Source organism: Micromonospora sagamiensis (genome assembly GCF_014680085.1).
In the GTDB taxonomy this organism is placed as follows: Bacteria; Actinomycetota; Actinomycetes; order Mycobacteriales; family Micromonosporaceae; genus Micromonospora; species Micromonospora inyonensis.
In genome coordinates this window covers 143,245-163,499 of record NZ_AP023438.1, presented here as the reverse complement: position 1 = coordinate 163,499, position 20,255 = coordinate 143,245, and the positions used below count along the sequence as shown (strand labels likewise).

Sequence of the window (20,255 nt, the reverse complement as noted above, 5' to 3'; positions counted from 1 at the left end):
CATGACATCAGACCGGTTCCCGCGATGACCGTCTCCCGCACCACTCGCGCGGACACGACCGCCTGCCTCCGGGGGATCCCGGGGACACGCCGGACCAGGAACGACTCCCGGACAGCCTCACCGCTTTAACCTGTTGAGAAGGACTACGCGGTGGCCGCTCGTACACCACTTTCCTTGGACATGACCCGGTGAGTAGCGACAGGTGCGTCAGGTTTCTCATGACTCTTCTCGGACCGCCCCACCCGTAGTGGTGGTGTGCCTGATACCCAGGTCGGAGCATCCATGCCAGATCTCGACTACCCAGAGCGTCCCAAGGCCTCTCCGTGCGGCGGCTTTCTGACGAGGAGCCGTGGGGGCGAGAGCGGAAACTTCGAAGTCGTCATACCGTGGCCCGACGGCGGCTTGGCCCACTTCTGGCGGAATAACGACGATCCCGCCATGCCATGGCACGGGCCGACCATCTTCGGCAGGGGCCGGTATCAAGGGGCCTCGGTGATCGAGTCCGACTTCCGGGCGTTCGAGGGCCGGCTCGGCAATCTCGAGGTCGTCGCGGTGGCCGAGAACGGTGACGCCGAGCACTGGTGGCGGGAGAACGGCGGAACGTTCAGATGGACTCAGGCCGCGACTGTCGTCACGCAGGCCAAGGGCGTTCCCGCGCTGGCCTATTCCGGTGCACGCTTCAAGGGGTCGGGGTTCTTCTTCGACCTCGACGCTCATGGTCCGAGTGAGTTCTTCGCCGTGATCCCCTCGAAGGGCGGCGGGTTCAACATGTTCCGCCGGCGCAACGAGGAACGTCCCAATCCTCTCGGCTCGGGATCCACGTTGCCGAACGGCTGGGAGCAGATCAGCAGTCCTCCCGTCTTCAGCTCCATCTCGAGCGCCATCCTTCGAGACAGGGACTTCGTCGGCCTGGGGCTGGCGCTGACGACTCTGAGGAACATCACGACCTCCGCCGGCTGGAAGGAGATGCGCGAGAGCGTGGAGTTCGACATCGTCTCCGGGGACATTCTCGTGGCCGGCGTTTCGACCGAGGGAGCGTTGAGCATCCTCGAGTGGTCGTACACCCGGAACAGCCCTGGGGCGAGCACCGGGCAGCTGTGGATCGACGCCACGTCGCTCACACTTCCCACGCCGCTCGGGCACGAGCTGCGTCCTTTCCGAGGGCGCCCAGCCATTATCCAGGCCGACTACGGCCTGGATGAGATCGGCGAGATCGGCGGATTCTTCGGTGACGACGCCGAGTACGGCAACCTCGAGGTCGTGGCTCCCGCGAAGGCTGGGGGTCTGCTGCACTTCTGGCGCGAGAACGGCGACCACGGCGACACCCCTGAACTGGACAGCGGGTGGTCGTTCGGAACCAAGTTCGGGGAAGCTCTCTACGACGAGGTCTCGATGATCCAGAGCCGCTTCGGCACCGGCGAGGACGGCAATCTCGAAGTCATCGCGCGCCGTCATGATCAGCGCGGGTTTGACCTTTTCTGGCGTGAGGAATCGGACCGGATTTGGCGGGGACCCATCACCGTCACCGGTGAGGCACCCGGGAACGTGCGGCAGCCGCTCATCGTCGAAGACACCCTGCACGCGCTCGCGGGCGCCGGGGTTGATTTCAGCGTTCCCGAGGCGGAGCTGAGGGAATGGCTCGCCAATCCGGAGTTCACGCCCTACCCGGCGATCTCCGCTGTCCTTCTGCAAACACTCGCCGGCCACAGGCTCAAGCGAGACATCCACCTCGATGTCGTGGTGTTCAACTACGAGCATTCGCTCGGCGAGCCTTCTCCGCGCACGACGGAGGATGTCGATGTGGACGTGCTCGAGGCGTCCATACTCGCGAGCTACAACTCTCGGTACGGAACGTCGGAGACAGAGCTGTCGGCGATCGCACTGCCGCGCTAGCGACCGGAGTGCCGAGCGTGAACTCCCTCAGGAATCTGGTACTCCGGGTACGGGTCCTGTTCCGGCTCGGCGCCTTGCCCGCACGCCGAGGTGCCCCGCAGGTAGACAACGGACCCGTCGCGGGCGGTGACCCGGAGCGCGGCGGCCACAGGCACCTCGCAGCCCGACTGGCGGCACAGCTCCCACCCGCTGAACTGCTCCGGGCGGGCGACGTCGAGGAGTTGGTGGGCGAAGACGAGCCCGCGAGCCGCCCGCAGCCGAAGCGGTGGCATCTCGTCGGGTAGCGGCACCGGCTTGGCGTCGCGTGGCGGTACCGCCCCCCACAGCATGAGCGACGACCCGGACCGGTACCACACCCGAACGCCGCCGGGCGACTGGCCACCTGGCTCCGAGTCCCGTCCGTACCGCGTGATGTCGGTGACGTCCGGATGCTCGGCGGCGCGGTGGAGAGCCTCCACCACGTCCAGGACCTGTGACAACTGCACGGGACCTCCTGCTCTGTCAGAGTTCGGGCAGGTCAGAACCATTCCCAGGGCGGTGCGCAGCTCCGTTGCAGGGGCCAACATACCCGGCCGGTCGTCGCGGATGCCGCCGGCACGCGCGCGCAGCCCGGAGCGGCTCCCGAACCGTACGGCGGGCGGTACGCCGTACCGTCCGCCGCCGCTGCTTGACCTTGACACCGTGGCAAGGTCTTCACTGGGCGGGAAGGAGGTGGTGTCGATGACCGTCCCGACCGAGGACACCAACCAGACGGAAGCCCTCCGAGGGGTGGCGCACCGCAGCTCGTCGGTGCGGCTGCGGGCCGCGCTGGCCCTCGGCACGACCCCGGACCGACGGTACGTCGACCCGCTGATGCAGCGGTGCGCGACCGAACCCGAGTTCTTCGTACGCGAGGCGCTCACCTGGGCGCTCACCCGCCACCCGGCGTCGGTGACCGTACCGGCGCTCGTCGGCGAACTCCGCTCGGCCGGTACCCGGGCCCGCAGTCAGGCGCTGCACACCCTGTCCAAGATCGGGGACCGGCGGGCGTGGCCGGCGATCACCCGCGCCCTGCTCACCGACCCCGACGACGAGGTGGCGCGCAGTGCGTGGCGGGCCGCCGTCGTCCTCGTACCCGTTGGTGGGGAACCCGGCCTGGCCGCGACGCTGGCCACGCAGCTCGGGCGCGGCGGACGGGAGACGCAGTTGAGTCTCAGCCGGGCGCTGGTCGCGCTCGGTGAGCCGGCCGAGGCGGTCCTGTGCGCCGCCACGACGCACCCCGACCCCCGGGTACGCCAACACGCCGTCGCCACCGAACGGCTGCTGCGTGACCCGGACGCCGGATTCGAGTTCGCCGTCGAGGAGGCGAAACGCGTCGTGGCCCTCGGCCCGACCGGCCAGGAGGGGTGACCGACCGTGCGGATCGGTGAGGTGGCCCGACGCTCCGGGGTCAGCGCCCGCATGCTCCGGCACTACGAGTCGCTCGGCCTGGTGCGACCCACCGGTCGCACCGGTGCCGGCTACCGGGAATACTCCCGCGAGGACATCCGGCGGATCCTCCACATCGAGATCCTGCGATCGTTGGGGCTGTCGCTGCGGGACGTCGGGCGGGCGCTGGACGACCCCGACTTCACGCCCTCGGCGCACGTCGACGACCTCGTCGCGCAGACCCGGGAGCGCATCGCGCGGGAAAGGGAACTGCTCACCCGACTCCGCCGGATCGGTGCCGCCGAACCCGCCGACTGGGAGGACGTCCTCCAGACCGTCGCGCTCCTCCAGGACCTGGGATCGGAGAGCGCCGGGAAGCGTCAACGCGCGGCCCTGTCCTCCGTCGGCAAGGCCCCGGTGCCGGTGAACGCCCTGGTCGAAGCGGTGCTGCGCGAGCCGGACCCGAACGTCGCCGGGGCGCTGCGCTGGGCCCTGGCGCAGTCGGGCGACGCCGGGCTGGCACTGCTCGCCGAGGGCCTGGCCGCACCAGAGGCCGACGTACGCGAACGCGCCGTCCAGTCCATCGCCGAGATCCCCCACGGTACGGCCACCGCACTGTTGCGCGACGCCCTCGCCCACCCGGACCTCGTGGTCGTCAGGTGTGCGGCGTTGGCGCTCGGGGCACGCGGCGTGGCCGATGCGGTCCCGACCCTCCTCGACATGATCGTCGAGGGCACGAACGACGCCGACGCCGCCGACGCGCTACGCGCGCTGGCCGGTGATCCGGCGCTGGCGGACCGGATCGCCACCCGGCTCGTCGCCTGCCTGGCCGACGGCTCCGTCGAGGCGTCCGCGCGGCAACGGCTCACCCAGGCGCTCGGGGACATTCCGGGTGTCCCGGCGTCCCGCGCCCTCGCCGACCTGTCCCGCGACGAGGACCGCGCCGTCGCGCTCACCGCGACCTACCTCCGCAAACTGCGCGCGGCGCGATAGCGTCCAGTAGAGCCCCTACCGTGCTCCGCCGGACTGGTGTTGAGCACCCAGGCGAGTGGCATGGTGGCGCGCACCGCGTACTGGTCGCTGCTGTCCAGGTGGTGCATGGTCACGGTTTGCGCTTGGTCCTGGTCGACCACCCAGTACTGCGGGATACCGGCGGCGGCGTACTCGCGGTGTTTGGTCACCGTGTCCACGCCCTCGGAGCCGGGCGAGACGATCTCGACGACGAGGAGCACGTCGGCGACCGGCAGCCAGACGCCGTCCGCCTGAGGCTTGCTCCATACGACCAGGTCCGGGATGCGCCCACGCCGGCATCGTGCCGGCCTGCTGCCTGGTAAAGCTGCGGCGGCAGCGTTCCGAGTGTCGCCCGCTCGTCGGCGAGCACGCCTTCGTCGGATCGGCCCCGCTGTCCGGGTGCCGGGTCGGGAGCTCTCGTCTCGGGACGGGTTTCTTCGGCGGGAAGCTGGCTGGTCGCGAAGCGCGCTGTAGCGCGACGGACCGGGTCAGTAAGGTTCGTGTACCCGACGCCAGCGATGCCGTGTCTCGTTGGTGATGCGTGCGACGAGCACGGTGCCGTCGCGCCCGACCGAGAGCACGGCACCGGGTATCTGCCTGCCGTGCCAACGCTCGTGGACCCGCGGCGCGGCGCGCAGGTACTTCCCGACCTGGCCTTCGGCGAGGTAACCGTATAGCCGCTTCTCCACGCCCCGGTAGACCTCCAGCACCATCCCGTCCCGTAGCGGTGTGCGGAATCGCGTGCCTTCCAGCCGGAGCCCGTTGGGCAACGGAAGAGACATCGCGGTGCTCTGTGTCCACGTGGCGTCGGCGTCGAGAAGCGCATCGCTGGCATCACCGCGCTGCCGGGGCGTGGTGTAGTGGCGTGCGGTCGCGCTGTCTCCGGCGAAGAGCAACGTGGCGGCGGCCGCCGCTCGCGTCAAGACCTGGGTGAACCAGCCTCGACGCTCCTCCGGAACGTCGAAGACCCGGGGTGCGCCGGGCGCGACGTTACCCCCGCCTTGGCCGGAACCGCCGCTGGCTGAGGTGGGTGGGGCCGTGCCGGGTGACTGTGGGGGTACGGCCCGACGCGCCCGCCAGCTCGGCTCGTCGGGGATGGCGCTCAGCAGCTCGTCCATGTCTCGGTTGGATCCCGACCACAGCTCGTCCTCGCCGGGTGGGTCGAGCACGTACGAGGTGATGCCCTGTTTCGTCAACCGGGACGCCACCATCAGCGACGGTGGCACGATCCCACCCACCGTCAGTGCCTCCACCTGGAGAGAGGCTTTCGCGAGCTGCCTGTGAGTGAAGGCGATGGTGTCGTGGGTGCCCTTGCACTCCAGCACGTACACCTTGAACTGGCTGCGCCGGCCCCGCGTTCGGTGTCCCACCAGGAAGTAGTCCGGCCGCTTCTTGGTGTCGTCCCGGCTCTTCACGGCGCCGACGTCCTTGATGAAGCCCGTCTTGAGCGCCACCTCCGCGTCGACCGGTCGGAACTGCCAGCCAGGGTGGGTATCCCGCAGCACCGCCTTCGCGACGACCAGCGCCAGCCCGATGCCCAACTGCTCGGACTGGGTGACCTTGTGGTGGTAGACCACGTCTTCTGTGACGTGCGACAGAGCGAGCCCCCCGTGCCGGAGTGTGGTGAGGGTCGTGCAGTACCGGACCTGCGCCCAGTGCCGGGCTACCTGGGCCAGTGGCGACGCGCCCAGGAAGGTCGTCGCCATGCCGAGTTCGTGCAGCACCTCGGCCGGAGTGGTGGTGAGCGGGAGCGGCGGCCGCACCGGGAGCAGCTTCTTCCGGTACGCGAACGCCTCGCTTTTTTCACCCAGTTTCTGTGCGGCAGCGTCCACGTAGTCGACGAGTTCGTCGGACGACTCGACCGTGAGGCTCGACCGGGTCCCCAGCTCAGTGATGAGCGAATCGAAGTTCACTGCCACCCCGCTGTACGCTCCGCTACCCGTGTCGGCACCCAGAGTGATCTAGAGATTCCGAACTGTCAATCATGGACGTCGGGTGATCTACATAGGACGTGAAGTAGCATGCGCCGGTGATTCGCGTATGAGGCCGACGATCGCCGCCGACACGCTGCGCCGCACCCTCACCCAGTACCTCACCACCACCTTCGGGCTCACCGAGGACGACGTACGGCAGGGCCTGGAGGGCTTCCTCTCCCACCCGGAACAGGGCATCTTCCGTGGGCCGTACCTGCGGATCCGCACCCCCTTCCGCCCGGCCGACGGTGACTGGCGGGCCTGCCTGGACTGGGCCCCGGCGGACTTCACGCCCTACCTGCACCAGGCGAAGGCGTTCGCCCGGCTGTCCACGAAGGACGGCGTGGCCGAGCCGACGCTGATCACCACCGGCACCGGCTCCGGCAAGACCGAGGCATTCCTGATCCCGGTGCTGGACCACTGCCGGCGGCAGAAGCGGCGGGGCCGGGCCGGGATCAAGGCGATCCTGCTCTACCCGATGAACGCCCTCGCCACCGACCAGACGCAGCGGATCAACGAGCTGCTCTCCGACCCGGCGCTGGCCGGGGTGACCGCCGGCCTCTACATCGGTGACGTGGCGGCGGTCGAGTACCCGCACGTGCTGACCAGGCGGTCGGAGATGCGCCGCACCCCGCCGGACATCCTGATCACCAACTACAAGATGCTGGACCTGCTGCTCCAGCGCGCCGACGACCTGCCGCTCTGGGTCGACGCCGAGCCGGCGTACGTGGTGCTGGACGAGTTCCACAGTTACGACGGCGCGCAGGGCACCGACGTGGCGATGCTGCTGCGCCGGCTCGCCGCCGCGCTCGGCCTGGCCGAGCCGGGGCGACCGTTGGGAACGATCTGCCCGGTCGCCACCTCGGCCACCCTTGGTGAGGGCGGCGGCCGGGACGGCCGGACCGCCATCCGGGAGGTCGCCGAGCAGGTCTTCGGGGTCGCCTTCGACCCCGCGTCGCTGGTGGGGGAGGACCGCTACGAGCCGGGCGAGTTCGTCCGGCGGCAGAACTTCAACCTGCCGCTGCCCGAGCCGGAGCAGCTCGCCGCCCTCGACGACCGCGACCCCGAGCGGATGATGGCCGAGGTCGCCGCGCTGGTGGTCGGCGAGCGCTGCCTCGACGACCCGACCCGGCTCGGCGCGCTGCTGCGGGAGCACCCGCTGACCAAGGCGGTGCTCGACTCGCTCCAGTCGCGGCCGGGCACCCTTGAGGAGATCATCGACGTCCTGCCCCGGAAGAACGCCACCGGTTGGGGCAGCGCGATGAGGACCCGACCCGAGGTCACCGCGAAGGCCCTGGCCCGGTTCGTCGGGCTGCTGTCCATGGCGCAGAATCCGCAGGCGCCGGGCCGTCCGCTGCTGAACATCGAGACCCACCTGTGGGTACGCGCCGTCTCCCGGTTGCTGCGCGGCACCTCCCACCAGCCCGCGTTCGGCTGGTACGGGGAGGCACCCCGGGAACCCGACCCGTACGCGCCGGCCGGTGACGTCGTCGTCGCGGACAACCGCTACCCGCGCCTGCCCGCCGTCTACTGCCGGCACTGCGGCCGTTCCGGCTGGATGGCGCTGTCGCCGGAGCGGGAGCCGCAGGAGCTGGAGACCGACCCGGACAAGATCTACCGGGCCAGCGTCGGCCGGGACAAGCGCCGGGTCCGCGCGCTGATCGCCGCGACCCCCGACGAGATCCGGCAGCGCCCCGCCGGCCTGCTGGTCCTGGAACACGGCCGGCGGGTACGCCCCCTCGACGAGCAGCGCGACCGCGAGCCGAGCGACGACGCGATCGTCGTGCTCGGTGACCTCACCGGCATCGACGCGGCCGAGAAGGACCGCTGCCCGTCCTGCCAACTGGACCACGGGATGCGCTTCCTCGGTGCCGGGCTGGCCACCCTCGCCTCGGTGGCGATCACCCAGTTGTTCACCGGCGGCGAACTGGACGAGCAGGAGAAGAAGACCCTGCTGTTCAACGACTCGGTGCAGGACGCCGCGCACCGGGCCGGGTTCGTGGCCAACCGGTCGTACGCGTTCTCCCTGCGTACCCTGCTCGCCGGCCAGCTCGCGCCCGGCGAGTCGGTGGGGCTCGACGACCTCGTGGCGCGGATGGTGGCGGAGGCCGCGCGGCCGGAGATCCTCTCCACCGTCGTCCCGCCGGACCTGTACGACCAGCCGGGCGTCGACAGCCTGCTCGCCGGGGAGCACAGCGGCAGCCGGCAGACCTGGTCGCTGATCAGTGAGCGGCTCGTCTTCGCCACCGTCCTGGAGACCGGGCTGCGTTCCCGCCAGGGCCGCACGCTGGAGCTGACCCGCAGCGTCGCCGTCGAGGTGGCCCTCGACGACCCCGGGCGGGCCACCGCGATCTGCCGGGACATCCACCTCACCGGCCCGGGGCAGCTCGACGGCACGCCCCCGGACGACCGGCGCTACCTCGCTTTCCTCCGGGGGCTGCTGGAGCGGCTGCGTACCCGGGGCGCGGTCTACCACGAGTGGCTGGTGCCGTACCTGCGGCGGGGTGGCACCCGGTGGCAGGTCTGGGGTGGCCGCCCGGCCGGCATGCCCGCCTTCCCGCGAGGGCTGTCCGCGCCCGCGTTCCTGCTCGCCACCCCGAAGTCCCGCTCCGAGTTCGACACGCTGACCGGGCGCGGCAACTGGTACCAGGACTGGACGGCTCGCTGCCTCGGGATGGACCTCGGCGCGACCGCCGGCTACCTGGGGCAGCTCCTGCCCGCCCTGGCGGCCGAGGGGATCGTCGCCGCCGGGGACACCGAGGACGGCAACCGGGTGTACGGGCTCATGCCCGGCCACCTGCGGGTCACCCGGCTCGACGACGCCGCCGCCGGTGCGGCCGGGGTGGGCTGCGACACCTGCCACTGGCAGCAGACCGAGCACCCCGACCGGGTCGCCGACTGGACCGGTCACCCGTGCCGGCAGTACCGCTGCCGGGGGCGGCTGCGGCCCGCCCCCGACGAGACCGCCCCCGACGACTACTACCGGCGGCTCTACCTGGGCGGCCGGGTCTTCCGGGTGGTGACCGGTGAGCACACCGGCATGCTCACCCGCGCCCAGCGGGAGACGGTGGAGAAGCAGTTCCGCCAGGGCCGCCGGCACACCGACCCGAACGTGCTGTCCTGCACGCCCACCCTGGAGATGGGCATCGACATCGGCGCGCTCTCCGCGGTGGTGCTGGCGTCGCTGCCGCACGGCCCGGCCAACTACGTGCAGCGGGCCGGTCGGGCCGGTCGGCGCAGCGGCAACGCCCTCGTCCTCACCCTGGTCGGCCGCAGCGAGCGGGACCGCTACTACCTGACCGAGCCGAGGGACATGATCGCCGGGCAGATCGTGCCGCCCGGCTGTTTCCTCTCCGCCGTGGAGATCCTGCGCCGGCAGTACCTGGCCCACCTGATCGACTCCGCCGCGCGCGGCCGGCTGCCCGGGGTGCTGCCGATGCCCCGGAGGGCGCACGTCCTGTTCGGCCCGAGCGGCTGGCTCACCCACCTCGCCGAGGCCGGCAGCCGCGACGGCGTCCGGCTGGTGGCGGACTTCCTGGCGCTGTTCGGCGGGCGGGTCCTGCCGGCCGCCGCCGAGCAGCTTCGCCAGTTCGCGGTCGACGGCATCCGGCACCGGGTGAAGGAGGCCGAGGAGACCTGGGAGGAACGCCTGGCCGACCTGCGGCGTCGTCTGCACGAGATCGGCCGGGCCCGGGGCGGCCTGGTGCCCAGCGACCCGGACCACGCCCGCGAGATCCGGATGCTCAAGGCGGAGGAGGGCGCGGTCCGTCGCCGCCTGCGCGAGATCAGCGCCGCCGCCGCCCACGGCACCCTGGTCGAGTTCGGTCTGCTACCGAACTACGCGCTCATCGACAGCAGTACCGACCTCGAGGCCACCCTCACCTGGGAGGAACAGACCGACGGCGACCGTCGGTTCCACACCGAACTGCGCGAGTACGCCCGCCCCGCCCGCCCGGCGCTGGTCGAACTCGCCCCCGGCAACAGCTACTACGTGCGGGGCTACCAGCACGAGATCTCCGGACTCGACGTCGGCCCGGCCGACCGGCCCGCGTACGAGCAGTGGCGGGTCTGCGCCCAGTGCGGGTACGTGCGGACCCACCTGGCCAAGGAGGACACCAGTGCGTGCCCGCGCTGCGCGGACCGGGGCATCGCGGACCACGGCCGACTGTTCCAGGTGCTCCGGCCGACCCGCGTGCACAGCCGCGACAAGCGCGACGACGCCCGCATCCGGGACGACAACGACGACCGGAAACGGCGCTTCTACGCCACCGCCGTCGCGGTCGACGTCGACCCCGCCCGGGTCGGGTCGTCGTGGCGGCACGCGCGCGACACGTTCGGTGTCGACTACAGCCGGCACGCCATGATCCGACACTTCAACCTCGGCGCCCAGCGCTACGACCGGGCCGCCGAACTCTTCGCCGGGGAGGAGGTGCGGATCAACCGGTTCCACACCTGCACCTCGTGCGGCGGCACCACGGTGGACGGCCTGCCGACGGCGGGCCAGCAGCTCGCCGCGCAGGCCTCCGGCGCGACCGTCGTACCGGGTGCCGAGCACCACCGGCCCTGGTGCCCGTACCGGCGGTCGACGCCCGGCCCGGACACCCACGTGGACCTGATCCTGGCCCACGAGCTGGAGACCGAGGCGCTGCGCATCCTCATCCCGGCGGCGACCGCGATGGTGCGGGAACGGCTGCTGTCCTTCGCCGCCGCGGTCCGGCTCGGCATCGCCGCCCAGTACGGCGGCGAGCCCGCCCACCTCCAGGCCGTCCCGGCCACCATGCCCGACGGGCACAGCGACGGCACCCGCAACTTCGTCGTCGTGTACGACACCCAGCCGCAGGGCACCGGCTACCTGCACCGTCTCGCCAGACCGGAGGAGTTCCGTACCGTCCTGGAACTGGCCCGACAGCGCATCGCCGAGTGCGACTGCCGGCACGAGGCCAAACCGGTGTGCCACCGCTGCCTGCTGCGGTACGCCCGCAACGAGCACTTCGCCCTGATGAGCCGGGACGAGGCGCTCGGCATGCTCGACCGGCTCCTGGACGGCTGGGACGTCCAGGAGGGCACCCGGACCGACGAGATCTCGCTGATCCACCAGGTGGAGAGCGAGCTGGAGTTGCAGTTCCTGACCAAGCTGCTGGCCCTCGGCGAGCGGCCGGACTCCGGGCTGCGCATCGACCGGCGACGCGACCACGACGGTGCCCGGATCGCCGACCTGCGGTTCGTCCGGGACAACGGGCACGCCGTCACGCACTGGCAGATGAAGTTGCAGAACACGGTCCGGGGCACCCGGCCCGACGTGCACTTCAAGCGCCTCGACGGGCCGTCCCCCGAGGTGGCGGTGTACCTCGACGGGTACAAGTACCACGCCGCGCCGCAGTGCAACCGTCTCGCCGACGACGCCGAGAAGCGGGCCCGCCTGCGCGCCCACGGCTTCCTGGTCTTCGCCGCCACCTGGGACGACGTCAAGACCTGGGGCGGCGGTGACGGGTCGGGGCGCTGGACACCGTACGGCGGGGTCGGCAAGCAGACGGCCCGGGAGCGGTACCGGCAGTTCCTCCCCGGAGCGGACCCGGCCGAGCTGGAGGAGGCGGTCTGGACCAACCCGGTCGAGCAGTTGCTGCGCTTCCTCGCCGACCCCGATCCCGTGCGGTGGCAGCGCCGGGCGGAGGCGACCCTGGCCGGGCTGCTCAAGCAGGCCCGCGACCACACCGCCACCGACTCGGCCGGGGTCGCGCCACGCCTGTCGGCCGCGCTGCGGGGCGAGCCGCTACCCGCGCCGACCGCACGGCACATCATGGTCGCTCGGGCCCGGGACAACGCGGACTGCCCGGTGACGATCGTGGTGGACAGCCGCAGCAGGCCGCTGCCGACCTGGTCGGCTCTCGCCGTTCTCGACGACCTGCCGGCCGCGCTGGCCGGCGCGGGCCACAAGCAGCGCTGGGCAGCCTGGCTGACCTGGGGGAACGTCATCCAGTTCCTGACCGGTGGCGGCGGGGACGCCGGTCAGCTCGCGGCCTCCACCCTGGACGCCTTCGACCCCGCGTCGCTGGCGGTCACCGAAGGCACCGGACTGGCCCTGGCACGGCGCGAGCTGCCCCTCGACGAGGAGACCGCCGGCTGGCTCGGCGTGCTGCCGCAACCGGTGCCGGCCGAGCCGGGGCCGGTCGACGACGAGTCGCCCTGGCAGGAGGTGCTGCGGTACCTGGACCGTGACGAGAGCACCCTGACGTCGCTCGTCCAGCACCTCGCGCGGCAGAACCTGCCCGCACCGATCGTCGGCTACGAACTCGGCGACGACGCCTGGCCCGCCGAACTCGCCTGGCCGGAGCAGCGGCTCGCCGTCGTGCTCACCGGCCCGCCCGGCGACCCGGAGACCGAGGACCGTGACCGGGCGTACGCCGAGGCGGGCTGGCACGCCCGGACCGCGCGGGAGTGGTCCGTCGACGAGCTGGCGGCCCAGCTCACCGAGCCGAGTGGGGGAGAGAACCGATGAGCACCGGGGCCACCCTGCGGATGCTGGACCGCGCCGACAAGGAGGTCATGAAACTCACCCGCGCCGACATCGGCGCGGTCTACGAGTTCATGCACAAGTTCCGCCACAACCCGGGCAACCCGGGGCTGAAACTGAAACCGCTGCACGGTGACTCCCGGCTGATGTCCGCCCGGGTCAACCAGGACTACCGGGCGCTGCTGCTGCACATCGCCGACCGGGACTACCTGCTCGTCGCGGTCAAGCACCGGGGCGAGGTGTACGACGACCTGTCCCGGTACGCGTACCGGATCAACCGGGTGACCGGCGGTATCGAGGTGGTCGACCTGACCCCGGTCGGCGACAGCATCGTCGGCCGGGTCGTACCGCCGGACGCCGGGTCGACGTCCGCGCCGCAGCCGCTCTTCGCCGCGTACACCGACGCCCAGCTGCTGGAACTGGGCGTCGCCGAGCCGCTGCTGCCGCAGATCCGGGACCTCACCACCGAGGGTGAACTGCTGGCGTTGCTCGACCGGGCACCGCAGCTCACCACCGACGTGCTGTTCGCGCTCTTCGACGGCGTCCCCTACGACCAGGTACGCCAGCAGGTCACCGACCCGGTACGCGCCGACGAGCCGGTCGACCCGGAGGACTTCGAGGCGGCCGTGGCGCGACCGGCCACCCAGGTGACCTCCGACGACGAGGCGTTGCAGGCGATCATCGGCGAGACCTTCGAGCGGTGGCAGATCTTCCTGCATCCCACCCAGCGCAAGCTGGTCGAGAAGAGCTACAACGGCCCGGCCCGGGTCGGTGGCGGCCCGGGCACCGGCAAGACCATCGTCGCGCTGCACCGGGTCGCCCACCTCGCCCGACGGCTGCCGCCCGGCACCGACCGGCCCATCCTGCTCACCACCTTCAACCGCAACCTCGCCGCCGACCTGCGTACCCGCCTGCTGGCCCTCGGCGGTCAGGAGTTGGTGGCCCGGGTCGACATCGTCAACATCGACCGGTTGGCTAGTCGGGTGGTGACCGAGGCGAAGGCGGGTGGCAGCCGGCGGGTCGTCGACGACAACCGGGTCCCCGAGCTGTGGACCGAGTTCCTCCTCGAGACCGGCGAGTCCGGCTGGGACGCGGAGTTCCTCGCCGCCGAGTGGACCCAGGTGATCCTCGGCCAGGTGCTCAACTCCCGCTCGGAGTACTTCAGGGCCCGGCGTCCCAACCGGGGCCGGAGCCTCACCCGGGTCGAGCGGGACCAGGTCTGGCAGCTCACCGAGCGGTTCACCAGCTGGCTCGAAGCCCGTGGCGTCTGGACCTGGCGGCAGGTCGCCCAACGCGCCGCCCGCCTGGAGATGGACCGGCTGGCCGCCACCACCGAGTCCTCCGGCAGCTTCCGCCGACCCCGCTACCGGCACGTCGTCGTCGACGAGGCACAGGACCTCAGCGCGGCCCACTGGAAGATGCTGCGCGGCATGGTCGCCCCCGGCCGGGACGACATGTTCCTCACCGGCGACACCCACCAGCGCATCTACGACAACCAGGTCACCCTCGGCAGCCTCGGGGTCAACATCCGGGGCCGGTCGTCCCGGCTCACCCTGAGCTACCGCACGACCCGGCAGATCCTGGCCGACGCGCTGGAGATCATGACCGGGGAGGTGTACGACGACCTGGACGGCGGCGAGGAGGACCTGGCCGGTTACCGTTCCCTGCTGCGTGGCGGCCGACCGGTGTTCCGGGGCGCGGTGAGCTGGGCCCAGGAGTTGGACCTCGTCGCCGAGCACCTGCGCGCCTGGGGCAACCCGGCCGACGGCTCGGTGGCCGTCTGTGTGCCGACGAGGGAACTCGCGGCGGACGTGGTCGACCGGTTGGCCGCCGACGGACTGCCGGCCGTGGAGATCGGCCCGGACGGTCCGAAGCAGCCGGACGGCGTCCACGTCGGCACCATGCACCGGTTCAAGGGCCTCGAGTACCAGCGCATGATCATCGCTGCGGTCAGCGACGGGCTGGTGCCGCGCCAGGCGATCAGTCGGTACCGGAACACCGACCCCAAGCGTTACCAGCGCGAGCGCCAGCGGGACCGGTCGCTGCTCTTCGTGGCCGCCACCCGGCCCCGCGACGAACTGGCGGTGTTCTGGCACGGCACGCCCAGCCCGTTCCTGACCAGCCGGCTCGTCCAGCGCCAGCTACCGTGAGGGGCACCCCGGCCACCGGGGACGTCGGCGGCCGGGTCGGTCGTCCGGCGACCGCTCACGGCTGTTCGGCACCCGGCGGCCCGTCGTAGCCTGCCCCGTCGAGCGTCGCCCCCTCGAACGGCGTGCCGCCGTGGATCACGGCACCACCGAAGTCGGGCAGCGAGGAGAACCGCACCTCGCCGAACCAGGCGTCGCCGTCGAAGGTGGCTCCACCGAACCAGGCGTCAGCACGGAACGTCGCCGCACCGAACCAGGCGATGCTGCGGGCCGCCGCTCCGACGAACCAGGCGTCACCGTCGAAAACCGCCCGGTCGAACGAGGCGTCGCCGTTGAGGGTGGCCTTGTCGAACCAGGCGGTGCCGCCGAAGGTCGTACCGACGAACGAGGTGGTGCTGCCGAACGTCGTCCGGTCGAACGAGGCTTCGCCGTGGAAGGTGGCCCGGTCGAACCAGGCGCTGCCGCCGAAGGTCGTACCGACGAACCAGACGTGTCTGCTGAACGTGGCCCTGTCGAACGAGGCGTCGCCGCGGAACGTCACCCCACCGAAGCGGGTGAGGCTGCTGAACGTCGCCCCGTCGAACCGGGCGTCGCCGCTGAAGGTCGCCCCGTCGAACGAGGTGTCGCCGCTGAAGGTCGCTCTGCTGAAGGCGGCATCGTGGAGGTGGCATCCGGCGAGGTCGAGGTCGACGAGGGTCGCCTCGGTGAGGTCCAGGACGATGTCCGGGCCCCAGTACCGGGGGTCGGGGTGTCCGTCCCGGATCTCGGGTCGCAGGTGTCGGGCGAGGACACGTTGGGCGGTGAGGCGGACCTGACGTTCCTCGCGCGGCTCCTTGGCTGGCCGGTCCGGGGCGTCGGCCTCGGTGTCGGTGTCGGTGTCGGCGGGAGCGTGGTCGTCGGGTGGGGTGTAGGGCATGCGCAGGTAGGCGCAGACCACCTCCACGGTGCTCTGCCGGTGGGCGGGATGGTCCTGGGCGAGGCGTTCCAGGGCGTACAGGCCGGCGAGGCGTACCGGGGCCTTCTCGGAGCCGAGTTGTTCGGCGGCCCTGACGTACAGCTCGGTGATCCGCCTCTCCCCGGCGTCGTGTTCGGTGGCTCGCTGGGCACGCTCGGCCAACTGCTGGCCGTGTTCGGCCAGCTGCTGCCGTCGGAACGCCAGAAGCAGTGCGAACCCGGCGGTGACACCGGCACCGACGGTCAGGCCGGTACGGATGCTCTCCACCCGCAGCTTCGACCGTTCCAGCGGGGTGCCGTCAACGGGCACGCCGCCCTGAAGCCACTCCACCGCAGCCCAGGTGGTGGCAGCCACCAGGACCGCCCCGATCAGGATCATCCACGACGGTAGGGGCCGCATCGGTCGTCCCTCATGGAGGTTCCCCACAGTCAAAGCGTGCCGCATCCCTGCCACGTGTCCCGGTCCACGCCGGTCGAGGAAGCGTCGACCACTGTGGACCGGGTCGGCCTGCCGGGTAGCAGGGGTCCCTTGTTCATCGTTTTTGATGAACAAGGGACCCCTGCAGTGCCCGGGACGCAGGCCGGCCCTGGGCCGTGCGGGGAGACGGCGTGCCGACGGGCCGCCGGAGCGTTCGTCACGCCCCGACGGCCCGTCGTCGACAGACGGTGTCAGCCGTTGTTGTCGATCAGGCTGGCGATCTCGTTGTAGATCAGGTGCGCCTTCGCACCCTGGTTCGACGGGCAGCCGCCGAGGTGGTGCAGGGCGATCACCCGGTGGCTGGAGTTCAGCACCGGCGAGCCCGAGTTGCCGCCCGAGGTGTCACAGCTGTAGCTGATGTTCCAGGTGTTGTAGTTGGCGTTCTTGACGGTGCAGGCCGTGCCGTTCTGGGTGTCCTCGAAGATGGACAGCCGCTTGGGGCTGCCGTCACCGTGCCCGGGGATGTACATCCGGGTGCCGGTGGCGGTGGCGGTCGTCGCCAGGTACAGCGTGCCGAACGTCTGGATGCTGGTGAAGTTGTTCACCGAGTAGAGGGCGTAGTCCAGCTCGCCGGAGCCGCCACTGCTCACCTTGTAGAGGGTGGCGCCGCTGACCTTGGTGCCGGCGCCGGGGTTGTTGCCGCCGCAGGTGGCGCACTGGTAGTTGAACTGCATCTCGCTGCCGCTGACCTGGGCCTGGGTCGAGAAGCAGTGCTTGTTGGTCAGCATGCGGTTGGTGTTGCCGACCCGCCAGGTGGTGCACATCCCGCCGCCGCTGATCAGCAGGCGGGCCACCGCCCGGCCCCGGGCGTACTCGTTGGGGTGGCTGCTCTGGTAGCAGACCACGTCGCGGCGGGCGTCGGTGCTGCACACGGACTGCGTGGAGAAGTTGTACTGCTTGACCTCCGCGTGGTCGTAGCCGCGCCAGAACCGGTCGATGGTAGCGGCGCTGCCCCGGGCGGCGCGGCTGCTGTGCAGCGTCACCACGGCGGTGTCGCCCTCCACCGACATCGCCCAGAAGCCCGGCTGACCGTCGGTGGTGTAGTCCGAGCCGGTCGCCCGGTTCAGGTGGCGGTCGTACCGGTAGCTCTCCCGGCCGTCCGGGCTCGCCACGGTCACGTAGTCGCCGTCAGCCAGTCGCAGGGAGCTGAAGTGCACCTTCACGTACGACGCGCCGGGGTGGCGGATGACCTGGGTCCGGCCGTCCCGGGTGTAGGACAGCGCGCCGTCGACGGTGCGGAGTTCACCGACCGTGGTGACGCCCTCGGCCGAGAACTGGTCCGATTCGGGGGCCCGCTCGGAGTGCGGCGTGACGGGTTGCCCCGAGTACGCCTCGGCGGGTACCGACAACAGGCTCAGCCCGAGCGTGCAGGCGGCGAGCGCGACCGTCGCCGTTCGTAGGCGGCGCAGAGTGGGTTTCATCGTCGCTCCTCCTCAGGAACCAGCACCGAGACGTGCTTCCCGCCTTCATACCTGAGATGTCTAACACATGTAAATACATCAATGCATTGATCCTGTTCGGGCCGCTGGGTGACGTGCGGTTTCCAGGGCCGATCAGTCGCGCAGCGTACGCAGGATGCGGGTGAGGTGCTCCCGGTCGGCCGGTGGGAGGAGCCCGAAGAGGTCCTCGGCGGCGGTGTGGCGGGCGGTGTGGATGGCGGCGCCGACGCGCGTACCCTCCTCGGTCGGCGCGACCAGGGTGGCGCGCCGGTCCGACGGGTCGGGTCGGCGCTGTGCCAGCCCGCGTGCCTCCAGGTCGTCCACCACCTCGGTGGCGGAGCGCGGGGCGATGCGCAGGTGTTCGGCGAGCGTGCTGAGCCGCAGCGCGCCGTGCCGGGTCAGCATGCCGAGTGCCCGGGACTGGGCGGGCGTGACGTCCCAGGGCGCGAGCGCCTCCCGGGTGCGGTGGCGCAGTCGCCGGGTCACCGCCCAGAACGCCTCGGCGAGGCTGTCCTCGGGCCCGTCCGTGTCTCCGGTCACCGGAATACGGTAGCAGCAGGAGCTGTTGTTCCCTCATGATGAGGTAACCTCAGCATTGTCCACGGAAAGGACGTACCCCTTGGAACCCCACCCCTCCGGCCGCGACCGCGGCTCCCGCACGGTGAGCGCCGACGAGAAGACCCAGGCCCGCCAGGTGTCGCTGCGGCGCATCGGCGGGCTGTTCGCCCGGCACCGGGGCGCGCTCGCCACGGTCACCGCGATCATCGTGGTGTCCTCGGTGCTCGCCATGGCCTCGCCCTTCCTGCTCCGTGCCGTGATCGACCGGGCCCTGCCCGAGCGGGACCTGCCGCTGCTGGCCTGGCTGGTGGCCGGCATGGTCGTGGTCGCCGCCGTGACCTCCGTGCTGGGCGTGGCGCAGACCTGGGTCTCCACCCGGGTCGGGCAGCAGGTCATGCACCGCCTGCGCACCGACGTCTTCACCCACCTGCAACGGCAGTCGCTGGCGTTCTTCACCCGCACCCGTACCGGCGAGGTGCAGTCCCGCATCACCAACGACATCGGCGGCATGCAGAGCGTGGTCACCTCGACCGCCACCTCGATCGCATCCAACCTGACCACCGTGGTCGCCACCGGGGCGGCCATGGTCGCGCTCTCCTGGCGGCTCTCCCTGGTCTCCCTCGTCGTGCTGCCGCCGGCCATCTGGCTGACCCGCCGGGTCGCCCACCTGCGCCGCGAGATCACCGCGCGCCGCCAGCGCGAACTCGCCGACCTGAACGTCACCGTCGAGGAGGGGCTGTCGGTCAGCGGTGTGCACCTGGCCAAGACCCTCGGCACCGGCCCCACCCTGGCCGCGCGCTTCGCCGCCTCGTCGGCCCGACTGGTCGACCTGGAGCTGCGCTCCGAACTCGCCGGACGCTGGCGGATGGCCACGATGAGCGTCGTGTTCGCCGCCATCCCGGCGGTCATCTACCTCAGCGCCGGCCTGCCCGGCACCGCCGGCACGCTCAGCATCGGCACCCTGGTCGCCTTCACCGCGTTGCAGGGCGGGCTGTTCCGGCCGCTGATGGGCCTGCTCAACGTGGGTGTCTCGGTGACCGCCTCGCTGGCGCTGTTCGCCCGGATCTTCGAGTACCTGGACCTGCCGGTCGAGGTGGACGACCCCGCCGAGCCGGTCGACGTCGACCCCCGCCGGATCCGGGGCGACCTGCGCCTGCACGACGTCACCTTCCACTACCCGGGCAGCGACACCGCCGCCGTCGCCGGGATCACCCTCGACGTGCCCGCCGGCACCGGCCTGGCCCTGGTCGGCGAGACCGGCTCCGGCAAGAGCACCCTGGCCGCGCTGGTGAGCCGGCTGTACGACCCGACGAGCGGCCGGATCACCATCGACGGCGTCGACCTGCGTCACCTGCGCCTGGCCGACCTGGCAGCGATCGTCGGCGTGGTCAGCCAGGAGACCTACCTGCTGCACACCACGGTGCGGGAGAACCTGCGTTACGCCCGCCCGGACGCCACCGACGCCGAGATCGAGGCCGCCGCCCGTGCCGCCCAGATCCACGACCTGATCGCCGGGCTGCCCGACGGGTACGACACGGTCGTCGGCTCGCGGGGGCACCGCTTCTCCGGCGGTGAGAAGCAGCGCCTCGCGATCGCCCGTACGCTGCTGCGCGACCCGCGCATCCTGATCCTCGACGAGGCCACGAGCGCGCTGGACACCGAGACCGAGCGTGCCGTGCAGCGGGCGTTCGACGAGGTGGCCCGGGGCCGCACCACCATCACCATCGCGCACCGGCTCTCCACCGTCCGCGACGCGGACCAGATCGCCGTGCTCGACCACGGGCGGATCGTCGAGTCCGGCCGCCACGACGGTCTGCTGGAGCGCGCCGGCCGCTACGCCGCCCTCGCCGCCTGACGACCCGTCGGGCGACCGCCTGACGGCCC

General features: G+C 71.3%; 12 protein-coding genes. 6 read left to right on the top strand and 6 right to left on the bottom strand.

From position 1 onward, the window contains the following. The first annotated feature begins 282 nt into the window (after positions 1–282). A complete protein-coding gene (locus IGA62_RS29520; RefSeq protein WP_222433306.1) occupies positions 283–1,893 on the top strand; it encodes a hypothetical protein in 1,611 nt (536 codons plus the stop codon). Here the strand turns inward: IGA62_RS29520 and IGA62_RS00550 are convergent. Beyond that, positions 1,890–2,378: a DUF2058 domain-containing protein gene (locus IGA62_RS00550; protein WP_145817199.1), complete on the bottom strand. Its 489-nt coding sequence runs from the start codon at positions 2,376–2,378 to the stop codon at positions 1,890–1,892. The two genes, IGA62_RS29520 and IGA62_RS00550, sit on opposite strands and share 4 nt — an antisense overlap. 235 nt (positions 2,379–2,613) lie before the next feature. On the opposite strand from IGA62_RS00550, the gene IGA62_RS00545 reads away from it, so the two are divergent. Then, the gene (locus IGA62_RS00545) at positions 2,614–3,282 is read left to right on the top strand and encodes a HEAT repeat domain-containing protein (RefSeq protein ID WP_145817201.1); all 669 of its coding nucleotides are present in this window, start codon (positions 2,614–2,616) and stop codon (positions 3,280–3,282) included. 6 nt (positions 3,283–3,288) lie between these two features. Continuing rightward, the gene (locus tag IGA62_RS00540) at positions 3,289–4,293 is read left to right on the top strand and encodes a MerR family transcriptional regulator (RefSeq protein WP_145817203.1); all 1,005 of its coding nucleotides are present in this window, start codon (positions 3,289–3,291) and stop codon (positions 4,291–4,293) included. Here IGA62_RS00540 and IGA62_RS00535 read toward each other — a convergent pair. Together IGA62_RS00535 and IGA62_RS00530 are read right to left on the bottom strand one after the other, a co-directional pair. Then, positions 4,263–4,694 (bottom strand): Uma2 family endonuclease, encoded by a 432-nt coding sequence (locus IGA62_RS00535; protein ID WP_280526201.1) that lies wholly within the window; start codon positions 4,692–4,694, stop codon positions 4,263–4,265. The two genes, IGA62_RS00540 and IGA62_RS00535, sit on opposite strands and share 31 nt — an antisense overlap. 105 nt (positions 4,695–4,799) lie before the next feature. Further along, on the bottom strand, positions 4,800–6,230 hold the full coding sequence (locus IGA62_RS00530; protein ID WP_145817205.1) for a hypothetical protein: 1,431 nt from the start codon (positions 6,228–6,230) through the stop codon (positions 4,800–4,802). A 121-nt stretch (positions 6,231–6,351) separates the two neighbouring features. Between IGA62_RS00530 and IGA62_RS00525 the strand changes: the two genes are divergently transcribed. Then, positions 6,352–12,780 carry a DEAD/DEAH box helicase gene (locus IGA62_RS00525; protein ID WP_145817207.1) on the top strand — a complete coding sequence of 2,143 codons (6,429 nt, stop codon included), beginning with the start codon at positions 6,352–6,354 and terminating at the stop codon, positions 12,778–12,780. Then, positions 12,777–14,945 carry a UvrD-helicase domain-containing protein gene (locus tag IGA62_RS00520; RefSeq protein ID WP_145817209.1) on the top strand — a complete coding sequence of 723 codons (2,169 nt, stop codon included), beginning with the start codon at positions 12,777–12,779 and terminating at the stop codon, positions 14,943–14,945. The genes IGA62_RS00525 and IGA62_RS00520 overlap by 4 nt, the downstream gene beginning before the upstream one ends. A gap of 55 nt (positions 14,946–15,000) precedes the next feature. Here the strand turns inward: IGA62_RS00520 and IGA62_RS00515 are convergent, their stop codons facing one another. The 3 genes from IGA62_RS00515 to IGA62_RS00505 form a co-directional block, all read right to left on the bottom strand. Continuing rightward, positions 15,001–16,275, bottom strand: a complete 1,275-nt coding sequence (locus tag IGA62_RS00515; RefSeq protein ID WP_232624830.1) for a pentapeptide repeat-containing protein — start codon at positions 16,273–16,275, stop codon at positions 15,001–15,003. 290 nt (positions 16,276–16,565) lie between these two features. Continuing rightward, positions 16,566–17,795, bottom strand: coding sequence for a trypsin-like serine peptidase (locus IGA62_RS00510; protein ID WP_145817211.1), 1,230 nt, complete (start codon positions 17,793–17,795; stop codon positions 16,566–16,568). 132 nt (positions 17,796–17,927) lie between these two features. Beyond that, positions 17,928–18,353 carry a MarR family winged helix-turn-helix transcriptional regulator gene (locus IGA62_RS00505; RefSeq protein ID WP_145817213.1) on the bottom strand — a complete coding sequence of 142 codons (426 nt, stop codon included), beginning with the start codon at positions 18,351–18,353 and terminating at the stop codon, positions 17,928–17,930. A 79-nt stretch (positions 18,354–18,432) separates the two neighbouring features. Here IGA62_RS00505 and IGA62_RS00500 point away from each other — a divergent pair, with 79 nt between their 5' ends. Then, positions 18,433–20,226, top strand: coding sequence for an ABC transporter ATP-binding protein (locus IGA62_RS00500; RefSeq protein ID WP_145817215.1), 1,794 nt, complete (start codon positions 18,433–18,435; stop codon positions 20,224–20,226). Positions 20,227–20,255: the final 29 nt, after the last annotated feature.

What these genes read in the sequence shown, in the direction of transcription:
- IGA62_RS29520 (WP_222433306.1), top strand. Translation starts at nt 283, where the DNA reads ATGCCAGATCTCGACTACCCAGAGCGTCCCAAGGCCTCTCCGTGCGGC.
- IGA62_RS00545 (WP_145817201.1), top strand. Translation starts at nt 2,614, where the DNA reads ATGACCGTCCCGACCGAGGACACCAACCAGACGGAAGCCCTCCGAGGG.
- IGA62_RS00525 (WP_145817207.1), top strand. Translation starts at nt 6,352, where the DNA reads ATGAGGCCGACGATCGCCGCCGACACGCTGCGCCGCACCCTCACCCAG.
- IGA62_RS00520 (WP_145817209.1), top strand. Translation starts at nt 12,777, where the DNA reads ATGAGCACCGGGGCCACCCTGCGGATGCTGGACCGCGCCGACAAGGAG.
- IGA62_RS00515 (WP_232624830.1), bottom strand. Translation starts at nt 16,275, where the DNA reads ATGATCCTGATCGGGGCGGTCCTGGTGGCTGCCACCACCTGGGCTGCG.
- IGA62_RS00510 (WP_145817211.1), bottom strand. Translation starts at nt 17,795, where the DNA reads ATGAAACCCACTCTGCGCCGCCTACGAACGGCGACGGTCGCGCTCGCC.